The 15,306-nt window shown below is 57.0% G+C and carries 15 protein-coding genes; 3 read left to right on the top strand and 12 right to left on the bottom strand.

All coding sequences use genetic code 11. The annotated features are described in order from the left end of the window. Nucleotides 1-565 precede the first annotated feature (565 nt). A complete protein-coding gene (locus B1781_RS20805) occupies nucleotides 566-961 on the top strand; it encodes a hypothetical protein (protein WP_125932207.1) in 396 nt (131 codons plus the stop codon). Nucleotides 962-1,230: 269 nt separating this feature from the next. Next, nucleotides 1,231-2,427 carry a hypothetical protein gene (locus tag B1781_RS20800; protein WP_078121485.1) on the top strand — a complete coding sequence of 399 codons (1,197 nt, stop codon included), beginning with the start codon at nucleotides 1,231-1,233 and terminating at the stop codon, nucleotides 2,425-2,427. Between the two features lie 27 nt (nucleotides 2,428-2,454). Here the strand turns inward: B1781_RS20800 and B1781_RS23655 are convergent, their stop codons facing one another. The 9 genes from B1781_RS23655 to B1781_RS20755 form a co-directional block, all read right to left on the bottom strand. Further along, nucleotides 2,455-2,919, bottom strand: coding sequence for a GFA family protein (locus tag B1781_RS23655; RefSeq protein ID WP_408646292.1), 465 nt, complete (start codon nucleotides 2,917-2,919; stop codon nucleotides 2,455-2,457). A gap of 89 nt (nucleotides 2,920-3,008) precedes the next feature. Continuing rightward, complete coding sequence (locus B1781_RS20790) at nucleotides 3,009-3,494, bottom strand: hypothetical protein (RefSeq protein WP_125932206.1); 486 nt, start codon at nucleotides 3,492-3,494, stop codon at nucleotides 3,009-3,011. 155 nt (nucleotides 3,495-3,649) lie between these two features. Then, nucleotides 3,650-4,339 (bottom strand): hypothetical protein, encoded by a 690-nt coding sequence (locus B1781_RS20785; RefSeq protein WP_125932205.1) that lies wholly within the window; start codon nucleotides 4,337-4,339, stop codon nucleotides 3,650-3,652. A 313-nt stretch (nucleotides 4,340-4,652) separates the two neighbouring features. Further along, on the bottom strand, nucleotides 4,653-5,384 hold the full coding sequence (locus B1781_RS23025; RefSeq protein WP_125932204.1) for a hypothetical protein: 732 nt from the start codon (nucleotides 5,382-5,384) through the stop codon (nucleotides 4,653-4,655). Nucleotides 5,385-5,667: 283 nt separating this feature from the next. Further along, a complete protein-coding gene (locus B1781_RS20775; RefSeq protein ID WP_078121481.1) occupies nucleotides 5,668-7,164 on the bottom strand; it encodes a P-loop ATPase, Sll1717 family in 1,497 nt (498 codons plus the stop codon). A gap of 132 nt (nucleotides 7,165-7,296) precedes the next feature. Further along, nucleotides 7,297-7,938: a hypothetical protein gene (locus tag B1781_RS20770; protein ID WP_078121480.1), complete on the bottom strand. Its 642-nt coding sequence runs from the start codon at nucleotides 7,936-7,938 to the stop codon at nucleotides 7,297-7,299. A 190-nt stretch (nucleotides 7,939-8,128) separates the two neighbouring features. Continuing rightward, a complete protein-coding gene (locus B1781_RS20765; protein WP_078121479.1) occupies nucleotides 8,129-9,238 on the bottom strand; it encodes an osmoprotectant NAGGN system M42 family peptidase in 1,110 nt (369 codons plus the stop codon). A 24-nt stretch (nucleotides 9,239-9,262) separates the two neighbouring features. Continuing rightward, nucleotides 9,263-11,002: an N-acetylglutaminylglutamine synthetase gene (ngg, locus tag B1781_RS20760; protein ID WP_078121478.1), complete on the bottom strand. Its 1,740-nt coding sequence runs from the start codon at nucleotides 11,000-11,002 to the stop codon at nucleotides 9,263-9,265. Nucleotides 11,003-11,011: 9 nt separating this feature from the next. Further along, the gene (locus B1781_RS20755) at nucleotides 11,012-12,784 is read right to left on the bottom strand and encodes an N-acetylglutaminylglutamine amidotransferase (RefSeq protein WP_078121477.1); all 1,773 of its coding nucleotides are present in this window, start codon (nucleotides 12,782-12,784) and stop codon (nucleotides 11,012-11,014) included. Nucleotides 12,785-12,910: 126 nt separating this feature from the next. Here B1781_RS20755 and B1781_RS20750 point away from each other — a divergent pair, with 126 nt between their 5' ends. Beyond that, complete coding sequence (locus tag B1781_RS20750) at nucleotides 12,911-13,450, top strand: MarR family winged helix-turn-helix transcriptional regulator (RefSeq protein WP_078121476.1); 540 nt, start codon at nucleotides 12,911-12,913, stop codon at nucleotides 13,448-13,450. 39 nt (nucleotides 13,451-13,489) lie between these two features. Here B1781_RS20750 and lipB read toward each other — a convergent pair whose 3' ends face one another. From lipB to B1781_RS20735, 3 genes are read right to left on the bottom strand one after another with little or no spacing between them, the layout of a single operon-like run. Beyond that, nucleotides 13,490-14,137, bottom strand: coding sequence for a lipoyl(octanoyl) transferase LipB (gene lipB / locus B1781_RS20745; protein WP_078121475.1), 648 nt, complete (start codon nucleotides 14,135-14,137; stop codon nucleotides 13,490-13,492). Between the two features lie 28 nt (nucleotides 14,138-14,165). Then, a complete protein-coding gene (locus tag B1781_RS20740) occupies nucleotides 14,166-14,435 on the bottom strand; it encodes a YbeD family protein (protein WP_164513489.1) in 270 nt (89 codons plus the stop codon). Further along, the gene (locus B1781_RS20735) at nucleotides 14,425-15,306 is read right to left on the bottom strand and encodes a D-amino acid aminotransferase (protein ID WP_078121473.1); all 882 of its coding nucleotides are present in this window, start codon (nucleotides 15,304-15,306) and stop codon (nucleotides 14,425-14,427) included. Before B1781_RS20735 ends, B1781_RS20740 begins: the two co-directional genes overlap by 11 nt.

The following is a 15,306-nucleotide window of genomic DNA, read 5'->3' as shown; positions in this document are numbered from 1 at the left end:
GTGTTGTTATGTTACATGGTGCTCTGGCCTAAGCGGGCCAAAGCATTAGAGACCGTGAAATCCGTTCTTCCAATAGCCGCTTTCCCGCCGTGACAACCACGAACTGAATTCGGAGCCTTTACCAGCGAGCCGCACGCCGGACACTTGGCATGCTTTCGTATTCCCGTAGGGGGGGGGCAACATCCCGAAGGGGCCGCTGTCGTCGCACGCAGAGCATGTTTACCGCTCTTTCTTGAGATTTCGAAAAAAGGGTAGTTATTAACCTTGTTCTTCAGTCTGCGGGGATAGGGCTTGATGGTCAAAACCCTCTCCGTGTGTTCGTCGCCGAACGCCCGCTAATGTGGCAGCCGGTGCGGAGCGCCGTATGGCGGATCATGAACTCCGACTCCTTGATCCTCTTTGATCCTATTGATTCCCTGACGCCTTTGTCGTTCGGCGAGCGCGACTGATCCGAATGGTCGCGGGGTCCGTATACGTTTCATGAGACCGACAGGAAAGGCGTACCACCAGCGGTGTGTCACGCCACCCTGAAATGAAGCGACCGTACCAAACAAGGAGAATTGCAATGTCTTACTTTACTCGCACATCGTCAATCGGGGCGCGTCTGGCGGCCGCTTGCGCCCTATTTACCCTGAGCGGCGCGAACCATGCGTTGGACACGGTCGAAAACGTCGCATCAGAACGCCAAATCTATACCCTGAAACTCGGCGCCAGCGATTCCTACGTTGGCCAACAGGCTCCATTGCAGAAAGCATATGCCAATATCGGCGTCCAGGCGGACATAGTGCAGGGCGCCTGTGTCTGCACCAATCTGGCAAGCGTCTCGGTCATCTGTGAAGACTGCGATTCAGAGACCGAGGTGGACCGCTGCCACCTGCACGACCGGCAGTGTCAGGATGCCGCACTGAAGGGCGGCATTCGCGAACACCAGACGTTTTTCTGCACCACGGGAACGGAGTAGTCCCACGACTCAGAGGAAGCGCTGCATTCGTTGCGTGATTCGGCTGGGAGTGCGCGTGTGAACAGGCGGGCCACTTGTTCGGTGCTGGCCAAGGCAGGTCGCAAGGCCTTTCGTGGTCAAGAGCTGTGATGCCCGAGCGCTTTCTACATCGATAAGGGCAAAATCTTTCACTTTTCTGACAGGCTAAATCGTTTGTTTGACGAAACGGGAGGCGCCTTCTAGAGTCAGTGCACAGCCAGGCTACAACCTGATCCCAGGGAGATGGAACGATGACAGGTCATGTACAAGGCAAGTTCGTGTGGTTAGTGCTTTCTTCGATCTTCGCGATCGTCCTGTTTCCGTCAGCGTCTTGGGCCACGGCTTCGCGGTACACCGTTACCGATCTGAGCCCCTATTGGGGCCCATATACCGAAGCAATCGGCACAAGTCTGAATAACCACGGGCAGGTCCTCGGCTATGTATACAGTGTTTACCCGCTTCCGTTTCTGTATACCCCGGCCGAGGGGGTGCGGTCGATCACGAGTGAAGTTAGGGCCAACTTACCCGTCGATATGAATGACCGGGGTCAACTGCTGATCAACGGGTTACGCGGCGGTGATCCCTTCGTTTATCCTGGAGGCGAGGGTTATCCCGACAATGTACTCGGCGGCAAGGTCACCGAAGTGCCGACGATATTTTCGCCTATAGCATTTGATCTCAACAATCTCGGTCAGGTCGCGGGCGCAGTCGCCTTGGTAGATCAACCGATCATGTTCACGCAGCATGCCTTTCATGCGCACGTGTATACCCCCAATGTGGGCACTGAGTTTCTCGATCCGCCCGGAGACGAAGCTCGGTCGTTTGATGCCTCGAGCTATGCAAGGCTCATCAATGACCGAGGTGAAGTCGTCGGTATCAGCATAGATGAAGCAGAGAATCGGTCGGCTTTTTTGCGTCGCACCGACGGCACCTTTCTCGAATTTGGCAATCTGGGATATGAATGGATCGAGCCGGAGGGGCTGAATAACGCCGGCCAAGTGGTTCTAAACGGTGGGAACACGTACTCTTCGTGGACGACCTGTACACCCTTGGACTCTATTGGGGGTTACAACGCCTTTCTCTATGATCCGGATGCCGGGCTCATCGATCTGAATGAGGTACTTGGTGGCGACTGCGTCTACGCGACGGGCATAAACGACCTCGGCGAAATCATTGGCGTGGTCGACAGCAAACCGTTTGTGTATAGCGCTACCGAAGGGTTCTTCGACCTCACCCCGCTGCTCGCCCTGGAGCCTTATCAGCATATCTATCCGCCGGTAGCGATCAATCATCGAGGACAGATCCTGTTAAACAAGGGTTCTCCACTACTTGTTACCCCCATACTGAGTCGCGTACCCGAACCCCGAACTTACCTCCTGTTAGCAGCCGGTGTTGGATTGTTCGCGTTCAAAACGCAGCGGTTCATGCTGCAGAAGAAAGCGGGGTGATCTGTTGTGATCGGGTTATCTCATCGATCAAGTACTCTGGCCCCTTGATTCTCTTGCCACCCCTAAAGCCGCTGCCAGTTCTTCGAACGCCGGAACTGCTTCATAGCGAATGCCATCGCTTGGACTAGTTTCCCATCGTGCCTTTGAAGCAACGCAAAGGTGAGCAGCTACAGCCAGTTGTCCGACATCTTCAAGCGCGCCTGCTGGAACCCAAAAATGCTCGCCGTTTCTCATAATACTTGGCGCCGCCGAGCCGCAGCGCGAACAGAAATCGGACCGGTAGCCTGATTCATGAATGTAAGACGTGATTTTGGATTCACCCCTGACCCACGAGAACCGACCGACCGGGACAATACAGGAGGAGTTTGCAGCGCTTCCCGTGATCCTCCGGCATTCGGAACAGTGACACTGGTAGATACCAAAGTGCTCACCCTCGATGAAGAACTGCACTTCTCCACAGAGACATTGGCCATTGATCTTCGATGATTCCATTTCGGTTGCCGATTTCCTATTTGAAGCTAACGCCAAGTGACCGAGAACTCTGACCCCTTGATGCTTATTACTTGTAGTCGCGATGACGTTCAGGGATCGCGTTTGGCGAACTCCGCGACGACCTCGCCGGTTTCATTGTCCTTTATCCAAACCCGAGATTCGTCATTCTTCAGCTCCCCGCCAATCAAGTAGGTATGATCTGTCTTTGGAGTAAAAGTCACTTCCCCAGAGACTTCCAAGCTATCTTCGAAAATCGCTCTGCCATCCATCGCCCAAACGTGGCTGCCGGTAATCGTGTAAGTGTGGGCTTGCGCAGGTATCTGATACGGCGTGTTAACAATCGTTAGGTTATTGCCATTACCATAGGATTGCTGGAATGACCTTGCACTACTATTTTCCTCTATGTAGTTGCCATCGATCTTACTCAAGAAAAACATTTGCGCTTTCCCACTGTCTACTCTCGCCGCTGTTTCTTGTATCGTAGCTACTGGGCCGCTGTAATCAGGTGGCAGTGCGGTTGTCGCGCAAGAGGCGAGCAAGACAAGTGACATCAGCGATATAAAATTTCTCAACATTTTTATTTTCCTTGATTTGAATCATCCTGGCTCGTGCGTTCTCAGGTAGCGCCAGCCGTATCAGTTGTATTTGTATTGAACAGCGCGAAAGAAGAACAAGGCCGTCAAGAACTCTTACCCCTTGATTCCGCCTTGATTCCGCATTCTATTGCTTGTCAGGCGCCGTAGACCTCTTTACGCATTGTGCCTTTCGATTTGGAGAGATTCGCGACGTATCGCTGCTGGTAGTCGGTGCCGCCTTGCATGAAGTCTTGAACCCACGTCATACCGGTTCTATGAATAGTCGTGGCGAGCCGCTCGCCATTCTTGAAGTCACTATCCACAACGCCATGGCTATCGACATATTCCCTGCCACTCTCTGTGAGGTACACGATGATGGCCTCAAGCCCCTCGATGATCGTGGCCTGCTGGGCGAAGAGTCCGTGTGACGCCTTCAGGTCTTCCGAAATCTCTTCCACCTCGGGCCGCAATTCCATCAACCGCCGTGACTGTTCGCCCCAAGTCTTGGCACTCTGGTGCGCGTTTAGCAGATCCTTCGCGTTCTGAATCACCACATGCATTGCCCGTACTCGTCGCATGAATTCCTTTCTGGCCTCGAGCTTCTCGTTGTAGCGGGCGCGCTGAGATAGGCCCCAATCGACCACGACCTTGATGAGCGCGCCCACGATAACCGCTACACCGAGCTGAAGTGCCAAGCTACCGAGCTCGGCATAAAACGCGGTTTTCGGCTTCGCGGCCAATTCGTACAGGTAAGCGCCGCCGGCCATCGCCATTACCGACACGCCCAAGGCGGCCAGAACGAACAACGCAACTTTCAATGTGGGTGATTCTGGCAGTGAAAACATGGGTCGGTACCCAGGGTGGCGCGCCTAACACATTAGCAAATCAGAGGTCGCTGCGGTCGTTTGCTGGCAACGACACCGATCAACAACTCTGACCCCTTGATCATTATGAAGCTACCTAACGCCCAGCTAAGCTGCGCCGAGTGCATACGCCGTTTGCGAAAAAATGCGGAATGCATTCGCAAATAGGCGCGGAGTGCTGAGTATCCTAGCGCGCATACCGAGCGGCTCGAAAGCTTTGCTGGGTTTCGGGTTTGTCGTTTATTGATCCCGAATCCAATGGCCATAGGCATATGCGGGCGTTTGCTGGCCAATTTTATTGGTCGAGAACTTGTCTTTCTGCCCTATCAAGCATATGCCACCGATCGCTATTCCTGCGGGACTCGCCAAGATATTTCTTCGCTTCCGAAATTGCAGATAGAAAACGTGGGTGCTGGTCAGTGTTAACAACCCTAGCAGCGACATCTAGTGCTACAGCGGCGTGATAGCCAACAAATGGTTGCTCGACTTTCAAGCGTTCAGCAAGCCACTCTACATATTCAATATTTGGAGTTACTTGTAGAACGGCAATTGCTGCTAAGCGGGCACCGGGGGATGTGCTTTCTTTTAGCTCATCAAGCAAGGGGAAAGCCGCCAGGCCCAAAGTTCTCATTTTTGTCATAACAATTTCCATTCGTCGTGTTCTTGCGTCCCCCGATGACATTGATGAACGAACTCTCTCGTATTCCCTGCTTATATCGTATATTTGGTTTCTTACGGCAGAAATATCACCCTCCAAAGAGGCGCGCCGCACGCTTTCTGCTGCAATCAATTGACGCTCTGAAACCTCTATTTTGTCGTTAAATTTTTCTTCTAGTACTGCCTCAGATTCTTTTTCCACCCGTTTGCGAAGTTTCGCCTCAACGCCGCCAGGTAAAGTAAATGAATCTAGATTTGACAAAATAGAAGATACGGCACCTCTTTGCGAGATAATCAAATACAACACGATAAGTGGCCATGCAACGGACGATATCGCATCACCAATAGCTTTTATCATGTCCGGACTCATGAACTCCTCCCCTTTATTCCTTTCAGTCTAACGCCCAAGTTAGCGGAGTGCTGAATGTCCGAGTGCGTGCAGTGAACGGCTCAATCGCTTTGTTGTGCGGTTCTATCCCTCAAGTGTGAGTAAGGCAGTGATCAATCCTGCAACAAACAAACCAACGACTACGCTTCAAAGGGTAGGAGTTCTTGATCACGAAGAGCCTTTCTCCTGCAGCGGTTCAAGAACTCTGACCCCTTGATCCGTCTTGATTCACAAGCCGTTGTCCACACATCTTGTATCGCAGAGGTTAATCTGCAGCGCCTTGTATAAGACGAAGAGAATCTCTATACAAAAAAGGAACCCAATACTCTGGAGCTTCACGTGTGCCTCGCTGTTCAAAAAAGCCTACTTCAACTAACCGCGAAGCCAGGCCGCGAGCAGATGCTTCATCGATTTTCCAAAGTGCCGCGAGAGTATCCAGTCGTTGTAGTGTTCGTTGTTCGCGAAGAGCTTCGATTGGAGTTCTCAAATCGGGATGTTCAGCATAAAGTGTCTGAGTTAGTCTAACCTCTGAGACCTCTGGCAAAGCCTGTTTAAAAGAGGGCCTGGCAAATAGTGCTTCTCCATCTGGTGGCGGCTCGCCAAGTTCAAACCGTCGAAGTTGCTGTGTGCGTAGGGAGCCAAGAAGGTGGATCAGTTCGCGAGGCGCGTTGAGCTGGGTTCCATCCCTTGTACGACTGAGTATCCAATCTAGCGTCGACGGCTTGTTGGGGCCGACATCCACTTGGTCCGGGCATATTCGGAAAAAAAACGCTTCTTGCGACTGCGTCGATTCAAGAACATTATCCAAATTCGTGCCATAAAAGCCACGCAGCTCATCGTTGTGTAAAGCTCGGCGCACAATAAGGTTCAGCAAAGAACTCCGGTCCCAATTGACCGTAACGTGCCGAGTGATATGGCTTGCTTCTCTAAATCCTTCACTGGTAATCCGGTTCCAAATATCGCTGCGTAAAAATATCTTTAGCCGGATGTGTTCAAAATCCAAAAGGTCAAGGTATACGCGAAATAGTGCGCGTAGAGCGTTTTGCTCCAATTCAGGACTTTCTGCAAAGGCGACGTCGAGTCGGTCAAGCAATATCCAGACGTTATACTTGGCATATTTTCGGAGGGCAGTATTCGCCATATCCATCAGGTGGTCGATTGATTCGACCCCTTCCTCTCGTGCGGCAGCAGTGGGTTCTGCAAATATGATTTTCCCAGTGAAACCGTTTGGTAATTGAGTGTTCGGATCTACCGAAACTGTACCTTCCACAGCTTCTGGACGCAGGAGTCGTTTTACGTAGTTGAAAGCTGAATGCACCAAGGCGCGCAGTGATGATAGACCTTTGATCAGGCCTTCCTCAGCGAGTCGTTCTCGAATATGGGTAGCTTCTCTATTTTCTATTCCATATTCTTCAAATGTTGCAGAAAGCAGAGACAGGAAATATAGCTTCCAAAGGTTAACAAATTCCACCTCAGAAGCGGGTGGATCCACAACGATGTCTCGAAATGCGGGTGTTCCCCGGGGCTTTTCGCCGGGGACGAGCAAGATATCTTGGTCAAACAACATGTCTGAACGAGCCACAAGCAGAGTGTATAACGCGCTTTTTCCAGAGCCCTTTGGGCCATATACAACATCAATTTCACCCGAAACTAGTCGCTGCCAGTTGTCCGTTTCCACAAAATAGCTAGCGAGTGCGTCGACTTCGTCTTCAGCGACACGATGGCCAAAATTGGAATTCTTGAGCACCTTTTGCTTGGTCATTTATATACCGATTCTTTGGGGGCGAGCGCCGAGTTAAGCGGAGCCCAGCACATGGCACCTTTAGAGCAACAATGTCCCAGTCATGCGCATCAGGTTCGGAGTGCTGGGCATTCGGATGAGTATGGGGGCTTGTTACGCTTCTGGAGGAACACTCTCAACCATCTCGATTTTCGAAACTGGCCACACGCGAGCTTTGCCGCATACGAGATATGCACAATGCGTAGCGGAGCAAATAATACTCATGCCATCTTCAACCAACCCGCTGGCTAAGGTAACTTTCACGCGATAAAGTCCACTGTTCTCGAAATGCGCTTGATGGTTTTTAGCGGCAAACTGGCCCATATAGCCTGCGGACCATAGCAAAATCATGCTGAGAAGAAACACAACGAATACCCAATAGGCAATCAACACGCCCCATCCCGAGTAACGTATATATGTCGAAATACTCTTTGTTTTCTGACTTTTTACCTTTCTTGTGAACTTGTGCCTAAACCATGGGCGACGTTTAAGCCGCTCGAACAGCGCGAAAGAGGCTGCAGCAAGGCCGAAATTTGCGCTAACCGCGAGCATCAAGAAGACCATCGATTTTGCGCCCAAATAGCTCGCACCAAGAAACCCGTAGAAGAGCGTTTTCTCAAATGCCTGTGGCAATAAACTCTCTTCAATACCCCAGTGGCTCAGGTAGCCTTGGTAAAAAGATGTCCCAAATACATAGAGCGATGAGGTGACGAACGCGATGATGAGTGTCGTATTTTTGATTTCGATTTGATTCAAAGAAGTTCCCTTTCAGTGTTTCGCAGCACAGAAAGCCGCTAATCTCGATATTCACTCGGATTGAGCGATGGTTCAAGTAAAGACTAGTGAGCAAGAAAAAGCCCGGCGAACGGCCGGGCTTGTCTAGATTGAGTAAAGGGGCCAGTTTGCAATGGCGCCCCGATGAGTGTTTGCGTGAAGATCTAAGTCATCAAGCCGGCTGCATCGGGAATCCAGCCCGCGGCCCAATATCATCCTGATCACGCATAAACAGCGGCGGCGATTGCATATAGATCGCGACCAGCTTGGCCAGCGATTCAAGCGCATTCCAATGTATACGCTCCCAACCGTGTGAACCGTCGACGCCGAAGGTGGCGAGGGCAGTGCGCAGGTCGGCGCCGGCTTCGACGGCGGCGGCGCTGTCGGAGCGGTAGAAGCGGAAGATGTCGCGCTGGTAGGGAATCTGGAATTCCTGACACAGGCGGATGATGTAGTGCGTGAGGTGGTAGTCGAATGGCCCGGTCATGTCGGCCATGCAGATCGTCGCGCCGAACTCGCTCGAGTTCTGGCCGGGTGCCGTGGTGCCGTTGTCGAGGGTGAGCATCTCGGAGATGTCGCCGTGCAGCACAGCAGATGCCCCTGAGCCGACCTCTTCCGAGATGGTGAACAGGGGGTGACAGCCGATCGGCAGTTCGACCTTGTGGTCGACTATGGCTTTTACGGCGCCCAGCAACACGGCGGCGCCGGCCTTGTCGTCGAGGTGGCGCGAAACGATGTAGCCGTTTTCGAGCACTTCGGGTTGCGGATCGATGGCGATGATGTCGCCGACGTGCACGCCGAGTTTCATCAGGTCGCGCTGCGAATCGCAGTGTTCGTCGATACGCAGTTCGAGGTTCTGCCAGTTCGAGGGTTGCTTGTCGACTTCGTCGGCGAAGGTATGGCCCGATGCCTTGAGCGGCAGGATGGTGCCGCGGTGCGTGCTCATGTCGGTAAACAGGGTAACGCGCGCGCCTTCGGCAAAGCGCGCGTTCCAGTGACCGATCGGCACGACCTCGACGCGACCGTTCGATTTAAGGCCCTTGACCATCGCGCCGAGCGTATCGATGTGCGCGACAACGGCACGATCCTGCGTGTTCGAGCGGCCTTTGAGCGTGGCGCGCACGGCGCCGCGACGGGTGAGTTCGACCGGCACGCCGAGCTTGTCGAGCTCGTCGGCCACCAGGTGCACGGCACGGTCGGTGTAGCCGCTGGGGCTGGGGGTATTCAGGAGCCGAAACAGCACATCCTGAACGTAGGTTTGATCGATCGGAAGGTCTTTCATGTTCCGCCAACGTCGCAGTTGAAGCTAACGTCCGGCGGTACTCGGAAACAGCAGGTCGATAAAACGTTCCGCAGTCGGTTGCGGTTCGTGATTCGCCAGCCCCGGACGTTCATTGGCTTCTATGATGACATATTCCTCAGCCTTGGGGTCAGGCACGATGAAGTCGAGCCCGGTCACCGGAATATCGATCGCCTTGGCGGCATCCACAGCGGCCTTCTCAAGCGTGGGATGCAGGCCTGCGGTCACGTCGTGAATGGTGCCGCCGGTGTGCAGGTTGGCGGCCTTGCGCACGGTCAGGTACTGGCCGTAGGGCAGCACATCGTCGAGCGCGAAACCGCCCTCGGCAACGCAGCGCTCGGTCTCGCCGTCGATCGGGATGCTGCTCTCGCCGTCGGTTGCTGCCTGGCGACGCCGGCTCTGTTTTTCGATCAGCTCGCGAATGCTGTCGCGCCCGGTGCCCTGCACGCGCGGTGGGCGACGGGTGGCTGCTGCGACCACCTTGAAATCGATGACGATGATGCGCAGGTCCATGCCTTCGACAAACTCTTCGAGCAGCACCGTGCCGGAATGCTTGCGCGCCTCGGCAACCGCGTTGTGCAGCGACTTGTGATCACGCACGTCGACGCTGATGCCTGCACCCTGCTCACCGCTGGCCGGTTTGACCACGATCGAGCCGAAGCGGTCGAGAAACTCCTCGGCCTGCTTGTCGTCTTTGACGACGGTTTGTGCCGGTACACGCAGGTTGGCGCGACGCAGTATGCGGTGGGTGACCGCTTTGTCGTCGCAGCGGCTCATCGCAATCGAGGTGGTCAGCTCGGTGAGTGACTCGCGACACGCGATCGTGCGCCCGCCCAGCGAGAGCTCGAAAAAGCCGGCCTCGGCGTCGGTTACCGTCACGCCGATACCGCGGCGCTGCGCCTCGCGGGTGATGATGCGCGCATAGGGGTTCAGCGCTTCCTGCGGCTGGGTTCCGATGAACAGCGGCTCGTTGAACGAGTTCTTGTTCTTCACCGTGAATACGTTGATGCGCTCGAACTTGAGGCGTTCGTACAGGCGGATCGCCTCGCGGTTGTTGTGCATCACCGACAGGTCGAGATAGGCGCGACCGCGGGCGATGAAGAACTCGGCCATGTGGCGCACCAGCGCCTGGCCGATGCCCGGCTGACGTGCCTGCGGATCGACCGCCAGTGCCCACAGGCTGCAGCCCTTTTCCGGATCGTTGAACGCCTCGACATGGTCGATGCCGGTCGCGGCGCCGAGCACCTCGCCGGTGGTGATGTCGGACGCGACGAAGTACTGCACCGAACGCGAGGCGCGATGCTCCCAGACGAAGTCGACCGGCGGCGGAATCATGTGCCGCTTGAGATAGACCCGATGGATCGCCTCGGCATCCCGGTAGCTGTTGAGCAGGCGGATCGTGTAACCGCGCGGCCGCAGCGCAGAGACCTTGTAACGGTCGAGCCACAGGCGATAGGTGTGCGACGGATCGAGGAACAGGTTCTGCGGTTCCATCGACAGCAGCACATGCGGATCGACCACGTAGAACGCGATGTCGCGCTTGCCGGGCGATTCGGCCAACAGCGTGTCGGCCAGGTGGCGGTTGTCGCGAAAGGTATGTGCAAAGATCAGCCGGCCCCAGCCGCAGTCGACCACTGCATCGTGCTTGGGGTCGTAGCTGCCATGCGTCTGGATCGACTCAGGTCCGGAAACCGTCGCCGCCCGGGTGCGGGCCAGTCGCGTACGGTAGTGTTCCTCTCTGCTCATGGGCGCGCCCTAGATGCCGTGTTTTTGGAACCAGAGTTCAAGCAATGCGATCTGCCAGACCTTCGACCCGCGCAGCGGCGTGATGTGCTTTTTCGGATCGGCCATCAGCTCGGCGACATAGTCTTCGCGGAACAGGCCACGTTGGCGCGCCGCCGGCTGGTTGAGCGCATCCTGCACGTACTTGAGGTACTCGCCTTCGAGGTACTTGAGTGCCGGCACCGGAAAATAACCCTTCGGCCGATCGATAACCTCGTTCGGGATCACGGCCCGGGCAGCCTCTTTGAGCACGCCCTTGCCGCCTTCGGCGATCTTGTACTTGGCCGGTATGCGCGCCGCCAGCTCGACCAGCTCGTGGTCGAGGAACGGCACGCGCGCCTCAAGGCCCCAGGCCATGGTCATGTTGTCGACCCGTTTCACCGGATCGTCGACCAGCATGATCTGGGTATCCAGGCGCAGCGCCTTGTCGATCGGTTGTTGCGCGCCGGGCATGCCGAAATGCTTCGCGACGAACGCCAGGCTGTGGTCGTCGTTGACGAAACGCGGATCGACCGCGCGTGCGAACTCGGCGTGATCGCGATCGAAGAACACCTTGGCGTAGTCGTTGGCCGGGTCGCTGCTGTCGGCCAGCGGCGGATACCAGTGATAACCGGCGAACACCTCGTCGGCACCCTGGCCGCTCTGCACCACCTTGACGTGCTTCGATACCTGTTCGGAGAGCAGGTAGAAGCCGATCACGTCGTGGCTGACCATCGGTTCGCTCATCGCTGCAATGCAGTCGCCGAGGGCGGGCAGCAGGCGTTGCGAATCGACGCGGATCTGGTGGTGCTCGGTGTTGAAGTGTGCGGCGATGATGTCGGAATACTGGAACTCGTCGCCTTTCTCGTCGTCGACCGATTCGAAGCCGACCGAGAAGGTGTTCAGGCCGCGCTGACCCTGTTCGGCCAGCAGGCCGACGATCAGGCTGGAATCGAGTCCGCCCGACAGCAATACGCCGACCGGCACGTCCGACACCAGGCGGCGCTCGACCGCCTTGCGCAGCGAGTTGAGCGTGATTTCCTGCCAGTCTTCGTAGCTGCGCTGCTGGTCTTCGCTGTTGCCGCCGAAATGCAGGCGCCAGTAGCAATGATCGCGGCTGCGGCCATCCGGCTCGATGATGCGCACCGTGGCCGGTGGTAGTTTGCGCACGCCCTTAACGATCGTGTAAGGCGCGGGCACCACGGCGTGGAAGGTCATGTAGTGGTGCAGCGCCGTCGGATCGATATCGGTGTCGATGCCGCCCGAAGCGAGCAGGGCAGGCAGGGTCGAGGCGAAGCGCAGGCCGTTATCGAGCTCGGTGTAGTACACCGGCTTGATGCCGAGTCGATCGCGACCGATCACGACGCGGCCGGTATCGCGCTCCCAGATGGCGAAGGCGAACATGCCGTGGAAGCGTTCGACGCATTGGAAGCCCCAGGCCGCGTAGGCCTTGAGGATCACCTCGGTGTCGCCGTCGGAGAAGAAGCGGTAGCCGAGCGCGCGCAGTTGTACGCGCAGCTCTTGGAAATTGTAGATACAGCCGTTGAAGACGATACCCAGACCGAGCTCATTGTCGATCATCGGTTGCTGGGCGTGTTCCGACAGATCGAGGATCTTCAGCCGCTGGTGACCGAAGGCGAGATGTCTTGACTGGAATACGCCGCTGCCGTCCGGGCCGCGTGGGAAAAGTACGCGATTCATTCGCGCAATGGAGTCGACGGAGGGGGTGCTGCCGTCGAAGCGGATCTCACCGCAAATGCCGCACATGGCTAACTACTGAGTTGCTGGGAACGCTTTGAATTCTAAACAAATGGTCCGGCGCATTCAATTTTGTTAATGCACTGATATGGGGCAAAATTGAGATATGCCGCTTAGGGTGAGCGATAAAAAGCCATGACGTCTAAACAAAAAAATGATCTGTCGGACAACATGCTGATTGCATTGCGAAGAGTGATTCGCGCGGTCGACGTGCATTCGCGCAGCCTGGTCGCCAGTCATGGCCTGACCGGTCCGCAGGCGTTGGTGTTGCGCGAGACGCTGGCGGCCGGTGCGCTGACCGCAGGTGAGCTGGCGCGTCGGGTGAGTGTCAGCCAGGCGACGATGACCGATATCGTCAAGCGCCTCGAAACGCGCAAGCTGGTGCGCCGTACCAAAGACGCGGTGGATAAGCGCCGCGTGCTGATCACGGCAACCAAGGCCGGCGAAAAACTGTATGCCAGCGCGCCGCCGCTGTTGCAGGAAACTTTCATCCGCCGGTTTGCGGCGTTGCGCGATTGGGAGCAGACGCAGATGGTGTCGACCCTGCAGCGCATCGCCGAGATGATGGACGCGGAGAACCTCGATGCCGCCCCGGTGCTGACCAGTGGCGACGTGGGCGATCCGATGGACAAGCCGGCCCGGCGTGGCAAGAAGCCCGTTGCAGACCCGGCCTGATCTCCGTTCCGGCTTGGCGGCCCGGCTCAACAAGCCGCCTCAGTGGTCGGTTTCGTCCGCTTGTTCGAGGGTGTAGCCCAGCTGCCCGGCCAGGCCGGCGGCCAGCTTGTCGGCAATCCGGCTCTGTGAATCGTCGATGCCCAGCAGCCGGGTGCTGGTCACCTCGAGCCCGGCGTAGCCGCACGGGTTGATGCGTTCGAACGGGCTCAGATCATTGGCCACGTTCAGCGCCAGGCCGTGATAGGTGTAGCCGCGGCGCACGCGCAATCCCAATGAGGCGATCTTTCTATCGTCAACGTACACGCCGGGCGCATCGCGCCGTGCCTGCGCCTCGATGCCGTAGTCAGCCAGCAGCGCGATGATGGCCTCTTCCATGATCGTGACCAGGCGGCGGATGCCGACACCGGCCTCGCGCAGCGAGATCAGCAGGTAGATCACGACCTGGCCTGGGCCGTGATAGGTCACTTGGCCGCCACGGTCGGTTTGCACCACCGGGATGTCGCCGGCGGCCAGCACGTGTTCGGCCTTGCCGGCCTGCCCCTGAGTGAACACCGGCGGGTGTTCGACGATCCACAGTTCGGAGGGTGTTTCAGCGCTGCGTTCGTCGGTGAAGCGACGCATCGCCTCCCAGGTGGGTTGGTAGTCGCGTCGACCGAGTCTGCGCAGAACGAGGCGTTTGCCGGTCATAAGTCTTGGTGCGAGAGCTGCGCCCTGTTCAGAGGCGCATCAGCACCTTGTCGTGGGCGGTCAGGTCGTCGTAGATGCGGTCGAGCTGTTCGCGGCTCTGCGCCTCGATCACGATGCTCACCGAGATGTATTTGCCGTTGGCGCTCGGGCGGGTGCGCATGCTGTCGCTGCGCACGGTGTCGCAGTGACGGTTGATGATCTCGATGACGACTTCATGAAAGCTGCCGTCGTCGATACCCATCGCCTTGATCTGGTAGTCACAGGGAAACTGAAATCCCTGTGCCTCATCAGTCGACATGGCAATCGCCTCCGAGACGCAGGCGCTCTTTGCAGGCCTGGAACAGTGCGTCCATGCGGTGCCACATCTCGCCGGGTGTACCGTTGCCGACCGGTCTGCCATTGAGCTCGACCACGGCCGCGACTTCGCGCGTGGAACTGGTCAGCCAGATCTCGTCGGCGTGCTCGAGGTCGGGCATGCCGATGGTGGCCTGGGCAAAGGGCACGCCGGCCTCGCGACACAGCTCGAGCACCAGGTCGCGCGTGATGCCGGGCAGCAGCTCGGGGCTGTCGGGCGGTGTGATCACCAGGCCGTTGCTGACTACGAACAGGTTGCTCGCCGTGCCTTCCATAGCGGCGGCATCGCGTATCAGGATCGCCTCGTCGGCGCCTTCTTCGGTCGCCTGGGCGCGCGCCAGCACGTTGGCCAGCAGCGTCGTCGCCTTGATGTCGCAGCGATGCCAGCGGATGTCTTCCAGGGTAATGACCTTGATGCCGCGCCGGGCCTTGTCCGGATCGCGCGCCGGGTTGACGCTGGTGAAGGCGATCACGTTCGGCTGGATGTCGTCCGGTATCACGTGGTTGCGCACCGGGTACGAGCCGCGCGTGACCTGCAGGTAGATCGACTGATCTTTGCCCGGCAGTTGCTGGGTCAGGCGCTCGAAGATCTTCTGCCATTCATCCTGGCTCAGCGGATTTTGCATGCGGATCGCGGCCAGGCTGCGATCCAGGCGGCGCAGGTGGTGTGGCACGCGGAACGGGCGGCCGCCGTAGGCCGGGATCACCTCGTACACGCTGTCGCCGAACAGCAGTCCGCGGTCGGTGATCGGCACGCAGGCCTGATCTTTCGGCACGTATTCGCCATTGAGGTAGGCGAGCAGGGAGTCGTTCAT

Source organism: Thiosocius teredinicola (genome assembly GCF_002009425.1).
Taxonomy (GTDB): domain Bacteria; phylum Pseudomonadota; class Gammaproteobacteria; order Chromatiales; family Chromatiaceae; genus Thiosocius; species Thiosocius teredinicola.
Note: the sequence above shows the minus strand (reverse complement) of the source record. Positions and strands in the feature narration are given on the sequence as shown.